Source organism: uncultured Bradyrhizobium sp. (genome assembly GCF_936928535.1).
Classification (GTDB): Bacteria; Pseudomonadota; Alphaproteobacteria; order Rhizobiales; family Xanthobacteraceae; genus Bradyrhizobium.
In genome coordinates this window covers 43,611-63,861 of the sequence record NZ_CAKZHY010000061.1, presented here as the reverse complement: position 1 = coordinate 63,861, position 20,251 = coordinate 43,611, and the positions used below count along the sequence as shown (strand labels likewise).

Here is a 20,251-nt window from a genome sequence, read left to right as displayed (position 1 = left end):
GATGACACGGAGTACGTAGCTATGGTTGAGGCAACAGCGCGCCGTCCTACTTGAGCTTCAGCCGATATGTCTCGTGGCAATCGTTGCAGCGGTCGTTCATCGCGGTGTAGGCGGCCTTCAGACTCGCCACGTCGGTGATCTTGCCCTTGACGTCCGCGATCGCCTTTTGCACCGGCGGGATCTTGGAGTCGAAATCAGCCTTGTTCTGCCAGACCTTCGGCGAGGAACCATAATGCGAGTTGACCACGTCCTGCTTGGGATTGACCTCGAAGGTCTTTGCGATCTTGGCGACGTCGGCCTCGAGGCTGGCGATCGCCGCGTCGACGGCCTTCTGATCGTAGGGGATTTCGCCCTTCGTCATCTTGAGGATGACGCCGTACATGCTCTTGGCCTGCGAGCGCATCAGATTGTCCTGCTCGACGGCGACCTGCTGCTGCGCCATCACGGCGCCTGCACCCAGAAGCAGGGTGCCCGCGACAACAAGAATTCGTTTCATAGGCTTGTTACTCCGGCTCGCAAGTCGGTTTGGGGGAGACCATAGGGGTTAGAACCCGGCCGCGGGCGGTTCATTCCCGCGGGCCGCGCGGCGGCCGCCTCACAGGCTGTGGCGGCGATGGTGCTCGTTGATCGCGATCCACACCCGTTCCGGGGTTGCCGGCATGTCGATGTGATCAATCTTGTATTCGCGCCAGAGCCCGTCGACGATGGCGTTGACGACCGCCGGACAGGAGCCGATCGCGCCGGCCTCGCCCGCGCCCTTCACGCCCATCGGATTGGTCGTGCAGGGAATATTGTTGGTCTCGAACACGAAGGCGGGACCATCAGCGGCGCGCGGCAGCGCATAGTCCATATAGGTAGCGGTGATGAGCTGGCCGTCGGTCGCACCATAGACCACCTGCTCCATCAGCGCCTGGCCGATGCCCTGCATGGCGCCGCCATGGACCTGGCCCGCCAGCAGTAACGGATTCAGCGTCTTGCCGAAATCGTCGACGATCACGTAGTTGACGATCTTGATGATGCCGGTGGCCGGATCGATCTCGACCTCGGCCAGATGCGTGCCGTTCGGATAGGTGCCGTCGGCGCTGGCGAAGGTCGCGGTTCCCTTCAGCTTGGACGGATCGGCGCTCGCGCGCTTGGTGAGATCGGCGAACGAGATCGAGCGGTCGGTGCCGGCGATGCGGATCACGCCGTCGGTGATCTCAAGATCGCCCGCGCTCGCTTCCAGCGCCTGCGCCGCGATCTCCTTCAGCTTCGTACCCAGATCACGCGTCGCCCGCTCGACGCTGACGCCCCCTGAGGGGATCGAGGCCGAGCCGCCGGTACCGAGACCGGTCGCGATCTCCGCGGTATCGCCCTGACGGACGTGCACGCGCTCGGGCGCCAGGCCGAACTGTTCGGCAACGATCTGCGCATAGGCGGTCTGGTGCCCCTGCCCGCTCGACTGCGTGCCGATCAGGACGGTGACGTCGCCGTTGGGTTCGAGCCGCACGTTCGCGGTCTCTTCGCCCATCACGCCGCAGATCTCGACGTAGCTCGCAAGGCCAATGCCGCGGATCAGGCCGTTCTTCTTGGCCGCCTTGGCCCGTTTTGAAAACTCCTTCCATTCGCCGATCTCCATCGCGCGCTTCAGATGCGCGGCGAAATCGCCGGAATCGTAGACCTTGCCGGTCGCGGTCTTGTAGGGCAGCGCCTTCGGCTGGATGAAATTCTTGCGGCGGATCGCATCCGGCGTCATGTCGAGTTTTCGCGCGCAGGCGTCGACCAGGCGCTCGATGACATAGGCGGCCTCAGGCCGGCCGGCGCCGCGATAGGCATCGACGGGGACGCTGTGGGTGAAGATGGTGCGCACGCGGCAGTGGAAGGCCTGGATGTCGTAGAGGCCCGGCAGCATGCCGGCGCCGCCGTGAGGGATATAGGGTCCGAAGGTCGACAGATAGGCGCCCATGTCGCCCATCAGGTCGCAATCCATCGCAAGGAACTTGCCGTCCTCAGTCATCGCCATCTTTGCGGTGGTGACGTTGTCGCGGCCCTGCGCATCGCCCATGAAATGCTCGGAGCGATCGGCCGACCATTTCACGGCCTTCTTCAGCTTGCGCGCCGCGACGGCCATCAAGGCGTATTCGCGATACGGGAACAGTTTTGTGCCGAAGCCGCCGCCGACGTCGGGGCAGATCACGCGCATCTTGTCGGTGGGGATGTTGAGTACGTTCTGGCACAGGATGTCGCGCAGGCGGTGGCTGCCCTGGCTGCCGACCGTGAGTGTCAGATGATCGGCCTTGGCGTCGTATTCGCAGACCGCCGCGCGCGTCTCCATGAAGCTCGCGACCACGCGCGGATTGACGATGGAGATTTCGGCAACCGTATGCGCCTTGGCGAAGGCGGCCTCCGTCGCTTTCTTGTCGCCGATCGAGACGTCGAACAGCACATTGCCCGGCTTGTCCGGCCAGACCTGCGGTGCGCCCTTCTTCACGGCGTTGACCACGCCTGTCACCGCCGGCAGCGGGCTCCATTTGACCTCGATCGCCTCGATCGCGTCGCGCGCCTGGTCGATGGTCTCGGCGACTACGAAGGCGACGGCATCGCCGACATGCCGCACTTCATCCTTGGCGAGGATCGGGTAAGGCGGGCCGGTGAACGGATCGGTCTCGAGATTGAACAGGCACGGCAGATTGCCGAGATCGGCGACCTCGGCGGCGGTCAGAATCAGCGCAATCCCGGGAAGGGTGCGGGCCCGGCTGGCATCGATGGTGAACTTGGCATGCGCATGCGGCGAGCGCAGCACCAGGCAGCGCAGCGCGGCCTGCGGCGCGTAATCGTCGGTATAGCGGCCCTTGCCGCGGATCAGCGCGTCGTCCTCCTTGCGCAGCACGCTTTGGCCGACGCCGAACTTGATGGGGGCTGCCATTGTCTTGTCCCGTCCTATGGTTGTTTTGGGGGCATATTGCCGTGGAAAAACTGGCAGTGCAAACGGGTTTAGGCGGGTCGGCCCCGCAAAAAAATGCCTCGTACCTCGCCTGTCAGAGCCCCCCGACGTCGTTGAGTCGACCCGATGGCCTCACCGCGCAAGTCTGAGAACAAGCGGCCGTACTAAGTCGCCACTCGTTCTCAGAGCGCAGGTGTTGCAGTTGATCATCTACATCCCGCCGCGGTTCCAGAGATAGCGCGTGCTGTCTCTCAGATTATCGATGGCACGCTGCGGTGAAATGTAGTCAAGCTCGCCGCGCGTCAGGCCGATGTCCATCAGTTCTCTGTCGCTCAGATCGTACAGGTCGAGCGCTTGGCCATGGCGCAGCTGCCAATACGCACGCCAAGCCCGCTTGAGCAGACCGAGCAGGCCTTGCGTCGATGCGGCCGGCGGCCCGGCTGCGTCCTTTTCCGACAAAGCGTCGTCCAGCGCCGCAGCGGACGCCTTGAGGCGGGCTGCCAGTGCCTGATCGACCGCACTCTTGGCCGACACGATCGAGAGACTGAGGCCGCGCCTTGCGGCGTCAGCCCCGATCCCGGGTGAGATATCCGTCAGTTGTGGTGGCATCGTACGCTCCTGCTGTTGTGCCGACAGGGAGCGTGGCCAAACAAAAGGCCCCGTCCGATGCCGGCGGGGCCTGGTGGAAAAGATGTCGTCGTCGAATTGCTAGCGCACGACTCCTTCCACGGCCCAGCCGAAGCGGGTCATGTTCCAGAAGTTGACTTTGCGCGAGCATTTAATCATGGGCGGCCAATAGCACGGCAATCGCGCAAAATCAAGAGATGTGCAGTGGTCGGGTGCATCCTGGAGGCGAGCACCTCTTCGCGCTAACCGCGCACCAGCACGAGCAGCCAGCTGCGGCCGAACAGCAGGAGGATTGCGAGCGCATAGACGATCGTGCCGCCGACGGCCAGCAGCACCAGCGTCACTTCGTCATGAAAGCGCATCGCGCCTAGCGAAGCACCGCTGAACCGTGCGATCAGCCAGAAGGCCACCGCCAGAATCACGCCGGTCAGCAGGAATTTGGCGAGCGACATTAGCCAAGCGCGGTCGAGCACGAGAAAGCCGCGCCTGATGGCGAAGAACAGCACCAGCAGGAGATTGGTCCAGACGCCAACGGCGGTTGCGAGCGCAAGGCCGATCTGGGCCAGCGAGCCCATCAGGGCGACTTTCAGCGCGACGTTGACGGCGATGCCGGTCAGCGACGCCCGGACCGGCGTCGCCGTATCCTTGCGGGCGTAGAAGGTCGCAACTGCGCTCCGGATCAACACGAAAGGGATCAGGCCGATCGCATAGGCCGCGAGCGTGCCGCCGGCGGCGATCGCATCGGCCTTGGAGAACGCGCCGCGGGCGAACAGCGCGCGCATGATCTCGTCGGGCACGGTCAGGAAGGCCGCCACGAACGGGATCGAGAACAGCAACGTGAAATCGAAGGCGCGGCGCTGCGCCTTCATCGCGCCGTCATGGTCGTTAGCCGTGATCCGTTTCGACATCTCCGGCAGCAGCACCGTGCCGATGGCGATGCCGATCACACCGATCGGCAGTTGGTTAAGGCGGTCGGCATAATACAGCGCCGACAGCGCGCCTGCGGGCAGGAAGGTCGCGATGATGGTGTCGGCGAACAGCGCGACCTGCGTGCCCATCGAGCCCAAGGTCGCGGGTCCCAGCGCCTTGAAGAAGGCGCGGACGTCTTCGTCGAGCTTGAGCGGCGCGAAACGCGGCATGCCCCCGTGGCGAGCGAGATCGCCGGCGAGCAGGAAATATTGCATGAAGCCCGAGATGAGGACGCCCCAGGCCGCGGCGTGGCCGGCGGTCGGAAACCAGGCCGCAAGCGCCAAGGTCATCATCATCGCGACATTGAGGAAGATCGACGCGGCCGCGGCGCTGGCAAAGCGCTGCATCACGTTGAGCATGCCGCCATAGAGCGTCACCAGCGTGATCAGGAGCAGATAGGGAAAGGTGATCCGGGTCAGCTCGATCGCGAGCTTGCGCTGCTCGGCATCCTCGCTAAAGCCCGGCGCCAAAATGCTCATGGCCTGCGGCATGAACAGCCAGGCGACGACCAATAGCACCACCTGCGAGGTCAGGAGCAGCGTGAAGATGCGGTCAGCGAACAGCCGTGCCGCGCCCTCCCCCTTCTCGCCATGGACATGCGCATAGGCCGGCACCCAGGCTGCATTGAAGGCGCCTTCGGCGAAGATCGCGCGGAAATGATTGGGCAGCCGCAGCGCCACGAAAAAGGCGTCGGCCACGGGACCGGCGCCGAGGATCGCCGCGAGCATGATGTCGCGGGCAAACCCCGTCAGCCGCGAGAGCAGCGTGTAACCACCAACCGTGAAGATGCGTCCGAGCATGCGTCTCCTGTAGAACGTTATCGATCGACCGATAAGCCTGTGAGGTCTGATAAGGCAAAAAATCGGTCATTCGGCTGGCTGCCTTTCCACAACGGCCACGGCGACCTCGGCATGAGGATCAAGTTCTGTGGCTGAAAGGATCGAGCACCGTAACCCCGGCGGGTTTGAAGTCGGACACATTTCGCGTGACCACGGTGAAGCCGTTTTCCAGCGCAGTGGCCGCGATCATGAGATCGGCGCTGTCATTGCCAAGGGCAGCGCTCAGCGCGCCCCAACGACGTGCCGCGCGCAAGTCGAACGGTACGATCCGCTCACCATAGAGGTTCACAACCTGGTCCAGCCAAGCAGCAAGCGCCGCCGCAAAACCCGCGTCGGCCGTGCTTTGTCGGGCGATCCCACGCTCTATTTCGCCGATGCTAACGACACTGAGAAAAAGATCCGCGGTACGCTGGCGCTCGAACCACCTGACGACACCCGGATCGCGTTCGCGTCTGCGCAACTCAGACAAAACGACGGTGTCGATCAAAAACATCAGATTCCGGGCTCGCGCATCCGGACTTTCGCCCGCGGAAATTCGCGATCATCCTGAGGCATGGCGAGTAACACGTCCGCAAAGGAGGGAGCCTTCGCGCGTTCGAGGCGCCGCAGGCGTTCATACTCTGCCACGTCGACCACCATGACGGTTGGCTTGCCGTGCTTGGTGACCGTCTGCGGCGCGCGCCGCGCCGCCTCGACCACCTCGCTGAACCGATTCTTGGCGTCCTGGATGGACCAATTGCGCCGGGACATGACCGATCCATTCTAGCTAGAATTTCTAGCTAGAATACGAAACGGTCGGGTTTCCGTCAATGCATGAAATCCGCCCGATTGCCGGGGATGCAAACGGCGGAATCAGGCCGAAAGCGCCCCATGCACGGCGGCGATAACCCGCTCCTGATCGGCTTCGGTCAAATAGGCGTGCATCGGCAGGCTGATGACGACCTGCGACAGGCTCTCACATCCGGGCAAGCCGCCCTCGGCGACAGGATATTGCCGGTAGGCCGACTGCTGATGCATCGACTTGCCGTAATAGACCGCGGTCGGCACGCCCTGTGCCTTCAGCGCGGCAGCGAAGCCGTCGCGGTCGGTACCTTTGGGCAGGCGAACCGTGTACTGCGCCCAGACCGAGGTATTGCCGGGCGCGAGGCGCGGCACGGTCACGACGTTGGACAGGCCCCGCGCGTAGCGCTCGGCGACCTTGTTGCGCGCGGCGATCTCGTCGTCGAAGATTTTCAGCTTCTCGATCAGGATCGCGGCCTGCATGGTGTCGAGCCGGCCGGTCAGGCCGAGGCGGACGTTGTCGTATTTGTCGGTGCCCTGCCCGTGCACGCGGATGCTGCGCAGGGTCGCGGCAAGCTCGTCGTCGTCGGTGAGGATGGCACCGCCGTCGCCGAAGCAGCCGAGCGGCTTGGCCGGGAAAAAGCTGGTCGTGGTGGCGAGCCCGAAGGTGCCGAGCTTGCGGCCCTTGTAGCTGGCGCCAAAACCTTGCGCGGCGTCATCGATGATGAACAGGCCTTCGGCCGCGGCGATCTCGGCAATGGCATCGTGGTCGGCGGGCTGGCCGAACAGATCGACCGGAATGACGGCGACCGGCCTCAAGCCGGCCTTGCGCGCGGCCGCAACGCCGCGCTTGAGCGATTCCGGGCTCATGTTGAAGGTCGTCTCGTCGACGTCGACATAGACCGGCGTCGCGCCAGTCCGTGCCGCCGGCGACGCGGTCGCGATGAAGGTGAAGGACGGACACAGCACGGCATCACCGGGCCCGACATTCTTCGCCATCAGCACCATCAGCAGCGCATCGGTGCCGTTGGAGCAGCCGATGACATGCTTGGCGCCGCAATAGAACGCAAGTTGCTTCTCGAACTCGAAGACCTCGGGGCCGTTGACGAACTGGCAATGGTCCATCACGCGCTTGACGGCGGCATCGAGCGACGCACCGAGCCGGACGCGCTGAGAGGCGACATCGATGAAGGGAATGGGTTCGGAACGCAGATGCTGGTTCATGGCGCCTTGCGGGTTTTGAGCGTTCGACATGGAAAGGGTTTAGCCGGCGACGCGGCGCGGGCCCTTGAGGGCGGGCGACGTCGCTGCAGGCCGTGACGGCGTCTCCAGGCACTGCGTCGCGATCTCGAGGCTGGCGACGCCTTCGTCACCGGTGACCGCAGGGGTCTCGCCGTTGCGCACTGCCTTGAGGAAGGCGATCAGTTCGGCGCGGAGCGGCTCGTCATGGCCGACGGGCAGATGCCGCATCGAATAGCTGCCGTCGGGCCTGAAGCCGAAGCATTCGGTGACCTGGCGCGTCAAGAGATCGCCCATCACGTATTTGCCGCGGGTCGCCACCGTGACGCTGCGCGCCTTGAACGGCGTCAGCCAATTGGTGTTGATATGCGCGAGCACGCCATTGGCGGTGCGGAACTGCAAGAGCGCGATGTCCTCGCGCTCGGCGACCGCGCTCGACAGCTGCGGCTGGACCTCGACGATGTCTGACTCGGTGAACCAGCGGATCAGGTCGATGTCGTGCACGGCAAGATCAATGACGACGCCGACATTGGACATGCGCGGCGGGAACGGGCCGACGCGCGTGATCGCGATGGAGAGAATATCCTCGCCCGCGATCGCCTGCTTGACCGCGGCCACGGCCGGATTGAAGCGCTCGACATGGCCGATCATCAGCGTGACGCTGGCCTTTTGCGCAGCAGTGACGATCTCGCGGCCCTCTTTCACCGTCGAGGCGATCGGCTTCTCGACCAGCACGTGGATGTTTTTGGCAATGCAGGCGAGCGCGACCTCGTGGTGCAGATGGGTTGGCGCCGCGATGGTGACGGCGTCGACGCCCTCGGCGAGCAGTTGGTCGAGCGTCTCGAAGCTGTTGCATCCGGCAAGCTCGGTCGCGCGCGTCCGATGCGCCGGCGAAGGATCAACCACGCCGACCAGGCTGACGCCGGGCAGACCGGCGAGCACGCGCGCGTGGTTGCTGCCCATCACGCCCGCGCCGACGACGCCGACGCGCAGGCCGGCCTTTGCCGGTTGTGACCCCATGGAACTCATCTGAGCAAACCCCGATTCAACGCAAATCCCCGGGCCGCTTCTAGCACGGGTGCCATAGACGTGGCGAATGCCCGCCAAATTGGCCGGACACGATTTGATTCAAAAAGTTACACGTTCTCCGGGCCTTAGCTGCAGAAAGCGGGCATTTCGGCCCGGAGCGCGTGATTCGGAGTTCGCTGGTTACGACCTTTGATAATCGTCTTCAATCCGGATGATGTCGTCTTCCCCGAGATAGGAGCCGGTCTGGACCTCGATCAGTTCCAGCATGATCTTGCCGGGGTTCTCCATCCGGTGCACCGCGCCCATCGGGATGTAGATGGATTCGTTCTCGTGCACCGTCTTCACCGTCTCGTTGACGGTGACGCGGGCCGCACCGCGGACGACAATCCAGTGCTCGGCGCGATGATGATGCTTCTGCAATGACAGCCGCCCGCCCGGCTTCACCACGATGCGCTTGACCTGGTGGCGCTCGCCATTGTCGACCGACTGATAGCTGCCCCAGGGGCGGTGCACCTTGAGATGCTCCTCGGTGACCTTGGGCGCGACCGCCTTCAGCTTGGTGACGAGGCGCTTCAGCCCGTTGGCATCCTTCTGCCGCGAGACCAGCACCGCATCGGCAGTTGCGACCACGACGAGATCGTCGACGCCTTCGAGCGCGACCAGCGCATGATCGGTCGTGACGTTGCAGTTGTGCGACTCCTCAAACACGACGGTGCCGTGCGCCGCATTGCCTTGCGCATCCTTGTCGGACAATTCCCACACCGCACGCCAGGAGCCGACGTCGGACCAGCCGCACGATACCGGCACCACAGCTGCACGCGCGGTCTTTTCCATCACCGCATAGTCGATCGAGATCGCTTTCGCCGCGCCAAAGGCCTGCGGCTCCAGCGTCACGAAGCCGAGATCGCGACCGGCATTGGCGACCGCATTGGACACTGCATCGACGCTTGCCGCATCGACCTTTCGGTATTCGTCGAGCAGCAGGCTTGCGGGAAACATGAAGTTGCCGCTGTTCCAGAGATAGCCCGAATTGACATAGTCGGCGGCCTTCACCGCATCCGGCTTCTCGACGAAGCGCGCGACCGCATGCACCTCGCCTGAAATCACCTCACCCGGGCTGATATAGCCGTATTCGGTCGCCGGCCGCTCCGGCTTGACGCCGAAGGTGACGATGCGTCCCGTGCTCGCGGCGGCAAGGCCCTCGCGGCACGCCGCAACGAAGGCGGCATTGTCCTGCACGACGTGATCGGCGGCGAGCGCCAGCACGATCGCTTCATTGGTGCGTGCTTGCGCGAACGCAGCGCCCGCGGCGATCGCGGGACCGGAGTCGCGGCGCATCGGTTCGAGGATCACGTCGGCCTCGATGCCGATCTCGGCGAGCTGCTCCAGCACCATGAAGCGGTAGGCCGCATTGGTGATGACGACAGGGCGATCGAACAGCGACGGATCGGAGACGCGCAACAACGTGTCCTGGAAGGTCGAGCGCGCGCCAAACAGCGGCAGGAACTGCTTTGGCCGCACCTCGCGCGAAGCCGGCCACAGCCGCGTGCCGGCACCACCGCACATGATCAGGGGGATAATGCGTTTGTCCATCGTCGTTTCAAACCTTGTAGTGGTCGCGATACCAGGTGACAAAATTGTGGACCCCGCGCTCGATCGGCGTTGACGGTGCAAAGCCGGTGTCGCGCATCAGATCCTCGACATCCGCGAACGTTTCCACCACATCTCCCGGCTGCATCGGCAGCAATTCTTTGATCGCCGTCCGACCCAGCTCCCGCTCTAGAAGTTCGACGACATGCATCAGCTCTTCGGGGCGGTGATTTCCGACATTGTAGACTTTAGACGGCGCATTTGCGGCAGCCGGATTGTCCGCAGGCACAAGATCGATCAGTTTGGATACGACACGGGTCACATCGTCAATATAGGTGAAGTCGCGGCGCATCCTACCATGGTTGAAGAGCCGGATCGGCTTGTCAGCCAGGATGGCGTTTACGAACATAAACATGGCCATATCAGGCCGGCCCCACGGGCCGTAGATGGTGAAAAACCGCAAGGCCGTGACCGGCAGCCTGTACAGATGGCTGTAGGATTGCGCCATCACCTCGTTCGCCTTCTTGGTCGCAGCGTAGAAGCTCACCGGATGATCGGTCCGGTCCTGCACGGAAAACGGCAGTTTCGTGTTCGCGCCGTAAACGGACGATGACGAGGCGTAGGCAAGATGACGACATCCGTTGTTCCGGCAGCCCTCCAGTACGTTGAGAAAGCCCTGGAGATTGGAATCGACATATCTGTGGGGCTGGTCGATCGAGTGGCGGACGCCGGCCTGGGCCGCCAGATGCACGACTTTGGCAAATCGATGTCGCGCAAACAGTGCCGCCATCGCCTCGCGATCGGCAAGGTCGACCTGCACGAAGGAGAAACCGGATTCACAGCGCAGCAGCGCTAGTCGCGCCTGCTTTAGCGCCGGATCATAATAGGTGTTGAGATTGTCCAGCCCGACGACAGGCCGGCCCTCGGCCAGCAATTGCCCGGATACGTGAAAGCCGATGAAACCAGCAGCCCCCGTGACCAAAATCGCCTGATCTGTCATCCTGTTCCCAAGCAATTCGCAAGGCGCATCCCAAGGCAAATCCCGGAACATGCGTCGCCACATCGGCAATATCAGCCTTTTTAGACGTCGCCCCGAGGGGACCGCAATAGCTAGCAACTTTGACTGTAAAGAGCCCCCACAAGGGTCTGGAGACAGAGAGAGCTCTCGCAACAGGGCTATTGCAAGATCGGCGCCAAAACCATACCAAAGCGGCCGAATTCGGCGCCTGGCGTCGGGTAACCTCAACCTACGCCAACCCTGTTCATGCGGGCAAGATGCGCCGAATCCTGCTGTCTACAGCCAAAATCCTGATCTCCGCGGCGCTGCTTTATCTGGCATTGCGCAAGGTCGATCTGACCGAGCTATTCTCGCGCTTCACGGTGTCCAGCCTGCTCTGGATCGGCATTGCAATCGCGGTGACGTTCCTGCAGATCTTCATCGGCATGCTACGCTGGTGCGACGTCAGCGCTGCGTGCGGTGCGCCGCTCGAGTTCGCCCGTGCCATGCGCTACAACGTGATCGGCTCCTTCTTCAACCAGACCCTGCCGTCCGCAATCGGCGGCGACGCGGTGCGGCTGTGGCTGGTCGCGCGCGCCGGCGCCGGTTGGCGCGCAGCGACCTATTCGATTTTCGTTGATCGTGCCATTGGCCTGATCGCGCTGGCGATTCTCATCGTCGCGAGCCTGCCGTGGAGCTATCAGTTGATTACCGACCCGCATGGTCGCTCGGCTCTATTGCTGGTCGACCTTGCGGCGCTCGCGGGCGGCCTCGGCTTTCTGGTTTTCGGCGCGCTGCAATGGTCGTGGCTGAAGACCTGGTGGGCGACGCATCACCTCCACGCTTGTGCCGTGATCGCCAATCGCGTCATCTTCAATGCGGTGCGCGGGCCGAGGGTGGCGATCCTGTCCCTGCTCGTTCACGTGCTAACCGCCGTCATCGCCTGGTGCGTGGTGCAGTCGATCGCAGCCCCCGTTAGCTTCGCTCAGGTTTTCCTGCTCGTGCCGCCGGTTATTTTGATCACCCTGATGCCGATCTCGATCGCCGGCTGGGGTGTGCGCGAGGCCACCATGGGGCTGGCCTTCGGTTTCGCCGGACTTGCCGCGAATGAAGGCGTCAACGTCTCGCTGCTGTTCGGCGCGGTGTTCTTCATCGTCGGCGCCGTCGGCGGCTTGGTCTGGATTCTCAGCGCGGAGAAAGCCGCGCAGGGCTCGGCGCAGCTCGGGGTTCCCGAGTGAACGCGCTCACCATCGTGCCGTTGCTGCTCGCCATTGCGATCGCCGCGCTGATCTCGGCACTCATCACCTGGACCAGCCGTCCCCTACTGCAGCGCTACGCGCTGGCGCGGCCCAACGCGCGCTCCTCGCACCGCATTCCGACCCCGCAGGGCGCCGGCATCGCGGTGATCGCAGCGACCTTGCTCGTCGCATCCGCGTGGGCTGCGTGGGCGGGCGTGGCGATCCCTCAGGCGCTGGTGATTGCAACCATCGTGATCGCGCTGGTCGGCTTCGCTGATGACATCGTATCGCTGCCGGTGCTGGTGCGGCTCGTGCTGCAAGCCGCCTGTGTCGGAGCCGTGGTGTTCAACGCACCCGAGGCCGCGCGCATCGCGCCGGCGCTGCCACTCGCTTTGGAGCGCGGGCTCATCCTGCTCGCGGGCGTCTGGTTCGTGAACCTCGTCAACTTCATGGACGGGCTTGATTTGATGACGGTGGCGGAAGTGGTGCCGGTCAGCGCTGCGCTGCTGCTGCTCGGCCTGCTCGGCGACTTATCCTGGCCGGCGGTGTCGATTGCCACCGCGCTGTGCGGTGCCATGCTCGGCTTTGCGCCATTCAACAAGCCGGCTGCGAAGGTGTTCCTGGGCGATGTCGGCAGTCTTCCGATCGGCCTTCTGCTCGGCTGGTGCCTGCTTGAGCTCGCCTGGCGCGGGCAGGCATCCGCAGCGCTGCTGCTGCCATCCTATTACCTTACCGATTCCACCATCACACTCTTCCGCCGGATCGCAAGACGCGAGCAGTTTTGGTCGGCGCATCGCTCGCATTTCTACCAACGTGCCACCGACAACGGCTTCACCGTTTCCCAAATCATCGGCGAAGTGTTCGTACTCAACCTCGTCCTAGCGGCGCTGGCCATCCTTACCATTTACGCCGATTCAGAGACGGTCACGCTGCTCGCCATGCTGGGAGGCGCGATCGCCCTCGCAGTCGTACTGCGGCGGTTCACACGCACTCACGCAGCCTGAGCACGACGCTGGCCGCAAGCCTTGAAAGCGCCTCCCGGCGTGACATTCGGCCGCTGCCGCCTGGGGCACCAAAATCGGTGCCAGCGCGTCAGATTTTTCACGCGTACCGGCTGAGTACAATAAGCGGAGATTCCAACACTTTCTACGAAATCCCGAATAGAGTTGGGCTCTTGCGGGGCGCGTTAGCTAGACGAGAATAAACGTGAGCATCGCGACCCGCTCTCTCGAACCACGTAGTATCAATCACGCGTAAGGCACATAACAAATGCTGGGCTGCTAATTTAGTACGAAGTTGCCGACGCAGTTGCAGGAGCGGCGCATTAAAAGCGTAGCGCAACAGCAACACGGACACGCTCCCATCCGAGTCTTGAAGCGATAACGCGCGCGACCGGGCCGGCGACGGGCGCCCCAGGCAAGCGGGCAGCAAAAGATCGCTCCAAGTGAGCAGGCAGTCTCGGCCAAGACCGCCGGGAATTCGGCGGATCGCTAACTAGCTCGCAACCGTAGCCCTGCTTTGACGCTGTTTTTCACGCTGCAGTCGACCCAAATTCAGGTACCGCGTCCTTGAGAATAGTCCTGATCGTCGACCGGTCATCCCGAGCGATCGCCTGGTCGAGCGCCGTGATCCATTTGCGCAGTGTCTGCAAGGGCGTCTCAATCGGCTGCGCGGCCATAATTCCGACGATGCCGATCTCACGGGTTGGCTCTTCCGAAGCAAACAGGATTTCATTCAGGCGCTCGCCCGGCCGCATGCCTGTGAATACAATCTCGATGTCGTAGCCCGGCTGCAGTCCTGACAGACGGATCATGCGCTCGGCGAGGTCGACGATTCTCACTGGCTGCCCCATGTTGAGGACATAAACCGAGACATCGGAGCGTTGGGTACCGAGCGCATGTGTCGCTGCCGTTATGACTAGATCGCAGGCTTCGCGTATCGTCATGAAGTAGCGGATCATTTCGGGATGCGTCACCGTCACCGGGCCGCCTGCCTCGATCTGCGCTTTGAATTTCGGCACCACTGAGCCGTTCGAGGCCAGTACATTGCCGAACCGAACCGAGATCAGCCGGGTCAACGGCTTGGCGCCAGCGGCGGCTGCAGCAATATCATGGTCGAGCGCCTGGCAATACATTTCAGCGAATCGTTTGGTGAGACCCAGCATCGACACCGGCTCAATAGCCTTGTCGGTCGATATCATCACCATGGCTTCGGCTCCGGCGGCAAGCGCCGCGTCGGCTACGTTGATCGAGCCGAAGATATTAGTCTTGACACCCTCGCTCCAATCGCGCTCGAGAATAGGCACGTGCTTGAGGGCCGCTGCATGGAACACAATATCAGGCTTGAACTCAGCCATCAGGCGCATGACTCGCTCGCGGTCGCGGATATCTGCGATCCGCCCATCGATGACGACATCCGCGCCGTGCGCGGCAAGCGACTCGGTAACCGCGTAAAGTGCGGGCTCGGAATTCTCTAGGATTAGGATGCGCGCGGCGCCGAAAGCGACGACGCGCTCGCAGATCTCCGAACCTATCGAACCGCCACCACCGGTGACGATCACCGCCTTGCCCCTAATCAGGGCTTCAAGGCGAGCATAGTCGATTTTCTCGCTCGGCCGCAGCAGAAGATCTTCGACTGCGACAGTTGTCAACCGCGGCGTGTCGCCGCTCTCTAGCGAGGGCATGCGGTTGACTATTATTCCCAGCTTTCGCGCTCGCATCAGGACTGATTCCGGATGGGCCTCTGGCTCGAATGCAGATGGGGTCATCACCATGCGCGTGATCGGCTTATTGCGCTTAGCGAAGTCGGCGACGACGTCCCCAATGTCGTCGATACCACCCAGAACCGGCACATTGCGGATTAGCTGTCCCCAATCCGAGTTCGACGGCGACAAGACACCGACCGGCCAGATCCGCTTTATCGCCCCGCTCTCGATACCCCGCAAAAGCACTTCTGCATCTGCCGCGCGACCGATCAGCAGCGTCGGCGCGGCATCCTCAGTGCGTGCGTGGCGCCGTACCCGCGTGTAGCGAAAATAGCGATAAGCCATGCGCAGCGCGCTAAGAAAACTGATCTCGAGGAACCAGTAGAGTACGATCGTCACCTTGCCGAGGAAGAAGGCGCCGCGAACGTTCGGAGAAACGAAGATGTAGTCAAGCGCCAGCAGTGCAACCGTTAGCACGGTCGCGACGCGGATGATGTTCATTGCATCCGGGAGTGAAATGAAGCGCCATTTTGTTGTGGTCAAGTTGAATATGAAGAACACGACCACGCTAAAGGCGAGGAAATACGGCAGGATCCGCAGCAAAAGCGGCAGCCGGTCGTAGAAGTCGTTGCCACCTTCGAAACGCAAATAGAATGCCGCGAACAACGCCGCTGTCGTCGCCAGCAGGTCGTGGAGGGCGATCATAAAATTGCGCAAGGTTAGGTGAGAAAGTCGCGTCATCCGCCGACCTGATGAATTTCCTACTAGGTACAACTTGACCGCGCTGATAGCCTATCTCAATAGGACTTACCAGCAACGCGGCCGTTCAAAACCGCTTCCCCACCTTCGCTTCGGCTTGTCGGACCCGAGCCAACATGCCGCCGGTAAATATCTAAGCCGAGAGATCGCCGTGAGCGATGTCAACCACGGCAGCGAGACCACAGTAGGAATCGCGAACAGATCGGCCTTCTCGCGCCAAACCACCGGAGAGCGAAAACGCCGCAGAATCTGAAGAGTCGCCTCGCACGCAAGTCCGGTCACGTCGCCCCCCCGCGCGCGCGATGGACGAGCGCCGTCGTGCTGAAGCCCTGGAGGATGTCAACCAGCACGACCGTTCCACCGGCGGCCTCGACCACCTCGTGGCCAACCACCTGTTCGCGTGTATAATCGCCACCTTTGACCAGAACACTCGGCGCGATCCGGGTGATCAGATCGATTGGCGTGTCTTCCTCGAAAATAACGACGAGGTCGACGGCCTCGAGCGCAGCAAGCACTTCAGCACGAGCCCGCTGGTCTTGAACCGGGCGGTCAGCGCCCTTAAGCCGCCGCACTGACGCGTCGCTATTGAGACCGACGACCAGGCGATCGCAGGCGGCACGCGCCGCAGTCAATACCTTGACGTGGCCGGGATGTAGGATGTCGAAGCAGCCATTGGTGAAGCCGACGCGCAGCTTTTGCCTTTTCCATTCAGCCAGCTGGTAATCGAATGCAGCAGCGCTTACGACCTTCTCCTCGGCCGCGAGTGTCGCATGCGGCAGAATCTTTCGGCGCACCTCGTCGACGCTGACGCTGGCAGTGCCCTGCTTGCCGACTGCCACCGCGGCAGCGGCACTTGCCATGCGCAGCGCCGTGTCCCAATCAGCTCCTGCCGCGATCGAGACCGCAAGCGTGGCAGCGACGGTGTCGCCCGCGCCGGAGACGTCGCGCACCTCCGCCGGGAAAGCTGGAACATGGACGACTTCGCCATGACGCGGCACCAACGTCATGCCGTGCTCGCCTTGGGTAATTAGGATCGCCTCACAATCGGCAAGCCGCATCACGTCCTCGCTGGCATCGACGACGCTCTGCGGCGTGTCGGCGCGGCTACGGGTCGCTTCGGCAAATTCTTTGCGGTTGGGCGTCAGCAACGTGGCGCCGCGATAGATCGCCCAGTTCAGGCTCTTGGGATCGACGATCACGGGCTTGCCGAGTTGTCGCGCGGCATCGATGGTGTGACGGATCACGCGCGCAGTCAGCAGGCCCTTCGCATAGTCGGACAGCAGCACAATATCGGCGCGCGCGATTTGCGGTAGGATCGCCTTGATCAATTCCGTCTCGACCTCGTCGGAGGCGGGCAGCGCTTGCTCCCAATCCGCGCGCAGCATATGTGTCGAAAAATGTTCGGAGACAAAGCGGACTTTTCGAGTTGTCGGCCGTGATGGGTCGCACACCAGCGCGCTTTCAATGCCGGCGTATCCTGCTAGCGCGGAGCCGAGGCGCGCGCCCGCATCGTCCTCGCCGACGAGACCGACGAAGACACAGTGCGCACCGAGGGACACTACATTGCGCGCAACATTGCCGGCGCCTCCGACATGGATCTCGCTGCGCTGGGCGGCGAGAACTGGTGTCGGCGCTTCCGGTGATATTCGCGACACCTCGCCATAAACGAACTCGTCCAGCATAATGTCGCCGATGCAGAGCACCGTGCGCTGAGAGATCGCTTGTGCCAGAGCATCGAAATCGAGAATGGGCGTCGGCATGATGAATAGGCCTCAACGGAAGCGATCTGGCCGGTCGAGAAAGTTCCCGACATAGGCCTTCACCGCGTCATCGAGCGTCGTAAAGCCACCGTTATATCCGGCACGGTATAGACGATCGACCTTGCTCTCCGTGTAATATTGGTAGCTGCCGCGGATCTGCTCGGGCATGTCGACGTAATCGATATTGGGTTTGGTGCCGAGCGCTGCATACGCAGCCAGCATCAATTCCCGGAAACTGCGCGCCTTGCCGGTGCCGACATTGAACAGCCCCGACACCGAGGGCGTCGCCAGCAGCCATAGAATGACGCGCACGACGTCGTCGACATAGATAAAATCGCGGCGCTGGTCGCCATCGGCGATGCCATCTCGGTAAGACTTGAATAGTTGAACAACACGGCCTGCCTTGACGTCGTCGAAGCGGCGCGCCAGCACGCTCATCATCGTACCCTTGTGGTATTCGTTCGGGCCGAACACGTTGAAAAATTTCAGCCCTGCCCATTGAGGTGGCAGCGGATCGCCCTTCATGACGCGCCCGGCGACCGCAAGATCGAAGAGATGCTTACTCCAACCGTAAAGATTCATCGGCCGCAGCTTTTTCAGCTCCGGCAGCGAGGCATCGTCGTCAAAACCCTCCGCGCCGTCTCCGTACGTCGCGGCGGAAGAGGCGTAGATCAGCGGCACCGTGTTCACCGTGCACCAGTCGAGCAGGCGCGTCGAGAACCGGAAATTGGTTTCGATTACGAGATCGCCGTCGGTCGCGGTGGTCTCGGAAATTGCCCCAAGATGGATTACGGCGTCCAACTTGCGGCCCTTCAGCCATCCATGGAGCTCGGCGGGGGGGACGATATCCACAAGTTGGCGCTTTGCCAGATTGCGCCATTTGCCCTCGCTGCCCAGCAGATCGCAGATCACGACACCAGGATGCCCGGCCTCGTTGAGCGCAGCAACGACATTCGATCCGATAAAACCGGCTCCGCCAGTCACCAGCAACATTCCAAATACCTGCCTGAACATTTTTTGCGGTCCAAGCCCTGCCGTAGCGCATCATCCACAAAAGTGTAAGCGGTTTGGGTTGACGCTCTTGGACTTGCTTCTGCCGTCTTTACCTGCCGGTCTGAAGCGGATAACCGAAGCGGGCATCAGGGCGTCTTGGTCAATCAAAGAATGAATATTGATTCGCATTTTGACCGGAGTGGGGAACGTAGCGACACGCGACCGATCCTGATCATCCCCTATATGTGGATCGGCGATTTCGTTCGGAATCATACGGTTGTTCGGGTCCTAAAGGAACGCTGGCCGAATCGGCCGGTCGATCTCTTGACGACCACTCTCTGCGCTCCCCTGGTCGACTATATGCCGGGTGTGCGCAGCGGGATCGTATGGGATTTACCGCGCAGCCGCCTAGCGGTTCGCCGCCAGTTCGGCTTGGCAGAGCTCCTGCGCGAGCGGAACTACGGCACGGCCCTCGTGCTGCCCCGTACCTGGAAGGCCGCCATCGCGCCGACGCTGGCCGGTATCCCCGAACGGGTCGGCTGGATTGGCGAATTCCGGTTTGGACTCATCAACCGATGGCGCTGGGGCGAGAGCAAGCTGCCCCGCTTCATCGACGAGAATGCCGCTCTGGCCCAGCCGGATGGCGCGCCGCTTCCCCCCGAATGGCCGGTGCCCCAATTGCGCGTCCCGGCCGACGAGATCGCCCGTTGGCGCCAAGCCAACGGCCTCTCCAGCGGCGCCGCCGTGGCGCTCGCCCCCGGCTCGGTCGGCCCCTCCAAGCGTTGGACCTATTATCCCGAGGCCGCCCGCCTGCTGATCGAGCGCGGGCTGGAGGTCTGGGTGGTGGGCGGCCCTGCCGAAAAGGGCCTCGCCCAGGAGATCGTCGCAGCCGGCAGTCCCGGCGTGCGCGATCTCACCGGCAACGATTTGCGCAATGGCGTACTCGCCATGGCGGCGGCCGGCGTCGCGATTTCCAATGATTCAGGCCTGATGCACATCGCGGCCGCGCTGGGCACGCCCACCATGGGCATCTTTGGCCCGACCAGCCCCTATCTTTGGGCGCCCCTCAATGGCCTCGCCGCAACCGTGGTTCAGCATAAGAGCGTGCTTTCATGCCAACCGTGCCAACTCACGGTTTGCAGGAAGAATGACCATCGCTGCATGCGGGATATCGCGGCGAGTGAGGTGGTAGGGATTGCGAGAGACGTTCTTGCCGGGAGAGAGCGATTCGTAGATGTCTGAGTGCCAAAGGTCTGACAGGCGCGCGGCGAAGCCGGCCGCCTTCCTCGATCGCGATGGCGTCATCAACCACGACGACGCCTATATCGCCACGCGTGACCGCATCCGCTGGATGCCCAATGTCAGCAGGGCCATACGGCGCCTCAACGAAGCCGGCTATTGGGTCTTCGTGTTCACCAACCAGTCCGGCGTCGCGCGAGGTCTTTTCACCGAAGCTGACGTAAAGAAGCTGCACGACTGGATGCGCGACGAGCTTGCCCGCGAAGGTGCGCGGATCGACGACATCCGTTTTTGTCCCTATCATCCGGAAGGAACGGTCGCCGGCTACAACCAAGAGCACGACTGGCGTAAGCCCGCGCCCGGAATGCTGCGCGATCTGATTCAGCACTGGCCGGTGCTGTTCAACGGCAGCTTTGTGATTGGAGATCAGTTGAGAGATCTCGAGGCCGGTAAAGCGCTTGGACTGCCAAGCTTTCTCTTTCCCGGCGGCGACCTCGATGCGTTTGTGACCAACGTGATTGCCCAGTCCAAGCGGGGGTAGAGCGATCCGTCGGATCGCTTCAGC

The 20,251-nt window shown here is 62.6% G+C and carries 17 protein-coding genes; 4 read left to right on the top strand and 13 right to left on the bottom strand.

Annotated elements, in window-relative coordinates; translation table 11 throughout:
• Positions 1-46: 46 nt before the first annotated feature.
• The 10 genes from Q0687_RS10025 to Q0687_RS09980 all read right to left on the bottom strand — a co-directional run bounded on the left by Q0687_RS10025 (position 47) and on the right by Q0687_RS09980 (position 10,996).
• The gene (locus Q0687_RS10025) at positions 47-496 is read right to left on the bottom strand and encodes a cytochrome c (RefSeq protein ID WP_298875381.1); all 450 of its coding nucleotides are present in this window, start codon (positions 494-496) and stop codon (positions 47-49) included.
• Positions 497-595: 99 nt separating this feature from the next.
• Positions 596-2,905 (bottom strand): xanthine dehydrogenase family protein molybdopterin-binding subunit, encoded by a 2,310-nt coding sequence (locus Q0687_RS10020; protein ID WP_298875378.1) that lies wholly within the window; start codon positions 2,903-2,905, stop codon positions 596-598.
• Between the two features lie 228 nt (positions 2,906-3,133).
• Positions 3,134-3,532 carry a DUF1127 domain-containing protein gene (locus Q0687_RS10015; protein WP_298875376.1) on the bottom strand — a complete coding sequence of 133 codons (399 nt, stop codon included), beginning with the start codon at positions 3,530-3,532 and terminating at the stop codon, positions 3,134-3,136.
• Positions 3,533-3,792: 260 nt separating this feature from the next.
• A complete protein-coding gene (gene murJ, locus Q0687_RS10010; RefSeq protein WP_298875372.1) occupies positions 3,793-5,319 on the bottom strand; it encodes a murein biosynthesis integral membrane protein MurJ in 1,527 nt (508 codons plus the stop codon).
• Positions 5,320-5,437: 118 nt separating this feature from the next.
• Positions 5,438-5,851: a type II toxin-antitoxin system VapC family toxin gene (locus Q0687_RS10005; protein WP_298875368.1), complete on the bottom strand. Its 414-nt coding sequence runs from the start codon at positions 5,849-5,851 to the stop codon at positions 5,438-5,440.
• Complete coding sequence (locus tag Q0687_RS10000) at positions 5,851-6,108, bottom strand: type II toxin-antitoxin system Phd/YefM family antitoxin (protein WP_298875367.1); 258 nt, start codon at positions 6,106-6,108, stop codon at positions 5,851-5,853. Before Q0687_RS10000 ends, Q0687_RS10005 begins: the two co-directional genes overlap by 1 nt.
• 102 nt (positions 6,109-6,210) lie before the next feature.
• The gene (locus Q0687_RS09995; RefSeq protein ID WP_298875422.1) at positions 6,211-7,362 is read right to left on the bottom strand and encodes a DegT/DnrJ/EryC1/StrS family aminotransferase; all 1,152 of its coding nucleotides are present in this window, start codon (positions 7,360-7,362) and stop codon (positions 6,211-6,213) included.
• A gap of 39 nt (positions 7,363-7,401) precedes the next feature.
• Positions 7,402-8,406, bottom strand: coding sequence for a Gfo/Idh/MocA family oxidoreductase (locus tag Q0687_RS09990; protein WP_298875365.1), 1,005 nt, complete (start codon positions 8,404-8,406; stop codon positions 7,402-7,404).
• Between the two features lie 180 nt (positions 8,407-8,586).
• Positions 8,587-9,999, bottom strand: coding sequence for a mannose-1-phosphate guanylyltransferase/mannose-6-phosphate isomerase (locus Q0687_RS09985; protein WP_298875363.1), 1,413 nt, complete (start codon positions 9,997-9,999; stop codon positions 8,587-8,589).
• A 7-nt stretch (positions 10,000-10,006) separates the two neighbouring features.
• Positions 10,007-10,996: an SDR family NAD(P)-dependent oxidoreductase gene (locus Q0687_RS09980; RefSeq protein ID WP_298875361.1), complete on the bottom strand. Its 990-nt coding sequence runs from the start codon at positions 10,994-10,996 to the stop codon at positions 10,007-10,009.
• Positions 10,997-11,271: 275 nt separating this feature from the next.
• Between Q0687_RS09980 and Q0687_RS09975 the strand changes: the two genes are divergently transcribed.
• Together Q0687_RS09975 and Q0687_RS09970 are read left to right on the top strand one after the other, a co-directional pair.
• The gene (locus tag Q0687_RS09975) at positions 11,272-12,231 is read left to right on the top strand and encodes a lysylphosphatidylglycerol synthase transmembrane domain-containing protein (RefSeq protein WP_298875359.1); all 960 of its coding nucleotides are present in this window, start codon (positions 11,272-11,274) and stop codon (positions 12,229-12,231) included.
• Positions 12,228-13,235: a glycosyltransferase family 4 protein gene (locus tag Q0687_RS09970; protein WP_298875356.1), complete on the top strand. Its 1,008-nt coding sequence runs from the start codon at positions 12,228-12,230 to the stop codon at positions 13,233-13,235. Before Q0687_RS09975 ends, Q0687_RS09970 begins: the two co-directional genes overlap by 4 nt.
• Positions 13,236-13,762: 527 nt before the next feature.
• Here the strand turns inward: Q0687_RS09970 and Q0687_RS09965 are convergent.
• The 3 genes from Q0687_RS09965 to rfaD form a co-directional block, all read right to left on the bottom strand.
• The gene (locus Q0687_RS09965) at positions 13,763-15,676 is read right to left on the bottom strand and encodes an SDR family NAD(P)-dependent oxidoreductase (protein ID WP_298875354.1); all 1,914 of its coding nucleotides are present in this window, start codon (positions 15,674-15,676) and stop codon (positions 13,763-13,765) included.
• 296 nt (positions 15,677-15,972) lie between these two features.
• A complete protein-coding gene (gene rfaE1 / locus Q0687_RS09960; protein WP_298875351.1) occupies positions 15,973-17,454 on the bottom strand; it encodes a D-glycero-beta-D-manno-heptose-7-phosphate kinase in 1,482 nt (493 codons plus the stop codon).
• A gap of 12 nt (positions 17,455-17,466) precedes the next feature.
• Entirely contained in the window at positions 17,467-18,447 is a 981-nt protein-coding gene (gene rfaD, locus Q0687_RS09955) for an ADP-glyceromanno-heptose 6-epimerase (protein ID WP_298875348.1), read from the bottom strand.
• A 171-nt stretch (positions 18,448-18,618) separates the two neighbouring features.
• Between rfaD and waaF the strand changes: the two genes are divergently transcribed.
• Both waaF and Q0687_RS09945 read left to right on the top strand, forming a co-directional pair.
• A complete protein-coding gene (gene waaF, locus Q0687_RS09950; protein WP_298875345.1) occupies positions 18,619-19,689 on the top strand; it encodes a lipopolysaccharide heptosyltransferase II in 1,071 nt (356 codons plus the stop codon).
• A complete protein-coding gene (locus tag Q0687_RS09945) occupies positions 19,682-20,227 on the top strand; it encodes an HAD family hydrolase (RefSeq protein WP_298875342.1) in 546 nt (181 codons plus the stop codon). The genes waaF and Q0687_RS09945 overlap by 8 nt, the downstream gene beginning before the upstream one ends.
• Positions 20,228-20,251 lie beyond the last annotated feature (24 nt).

Excerpts from the sequence above, each read along its gene's own strand:
- rfaD (WP_298875348.1), bottom strand. The coding sequence starts at position 18,447 with ATGTTGCTGGTGACTGGCGGAGCCGGTTTTATCGGATCGAATGTCGTT.
- Q0687_RS10025 (WP_298875381.1), bottom strand. The coding sequence starts at position 496 with ATGAAACGAATTCTTGTTGTCGCGGGCACCCTGCTTCTGGGTGCAGGC.
- Q0687_RS09980 (WP_298875361.1), bottom strand. The coding sequence starts at position 10,996 with ATGACAGATCAGGCGATTTTGGTCACGGGGGCTGCTGGTTTCATCGGC.
- Q0687_RS09995 (WP_298875422.1), bottom strand. The coding sequence starts at position 7,362 with ATGAACCAGCATCTGCGTTCCGAACCCATTCCCTTCATCGATGTCGCC.
- Q0687_RS09965 (WP_298875354.1), bottom strand. The coding sequence starts at position 15,676 with ATGACGCGACTTTCTCACCTAACCTTGCGCAATTTTATGATCGCCCTC.
- Q0687_RS10000 (WP_298875367.1), bottom strand. The coding sequence starts at position 6,108 with ATGTCCCGGCGCAATTGGTCCATCCAGGACGCCAAGAATCGGTTCAGC.
- waaF (WP_298875345.1), top strand. The coding sequence starts at position 18,619 with ATGAATATTGATTCGCATTTTGACCGGAGTGGGGAACGTAGCGACACG.
- Q0687_RS09985 (WP_298875363.1), bottom strand. The coding sequence starts at position 9,999 with ATGGACAAACGCATTATCCCCCTGATCATGTGCGGTGGTGCCGGCACG.
- rfaE1 (WP_298875351.1), bottom strand. The coding sequence starts at position 17,454 with ATGCCGACGCCCATTCTCGATTTCGATGCTCTGGCACAAGCGATCTCT.
- Q0687_RS10020 (WP_298875378.1), bottom strand. The coding sequence starts at position 2,905 with ATGGCAGCCCCCATCAAGTTCGGCGTCGGCCAAAGCGTGCTGCGCAAG.
- Q0687_RS09975 (WP_298875359.1), top strand. The coding sequence starts at position 11,272 with ATGCGCCGAATCCTGCTGTCTACAGCCAAAATCCTGATCTCCGCGGCG.
- murJ (WP_298875372.1), bottom strand. The coding sequence starts at position 5,319 with ATGCTCGGACGCATCTTCACGGTTGGTGGTTACACGCTGCTCTCGCGG.
- Q0687_RS09990 (WP_298875365.1), bottom strand. The coding sequence starts at position 8,406 with ATGAGTTCCATGGGGTCACAACCGGCAAAGGCCGGCCTGCGCGTCGGC.
- Q0687_RS09945 (WP_298875342.1), top strand. The coding sequence starts at position 19,682 with ATGTCTGAGTGCCAAAGGTCTGACAGGCGCGCGGCGAAGCCGGCCGCC.
- Q0687_RS10005 (WP_298875368.1), bottom strand. The coding sequence starts at position 5,851 with ATGTTTTTGATCGACACCGTCGTTTTGTCTGAGTTGCGCAGACGCGAA.
- Q0687_RS10015 (WP_298875376.1), bottom strand. The coding sequence starts at position 3,532 with ATGCCACCACAACTGACGGATATCTCACCCGGGATCGGGGCTGACGCC.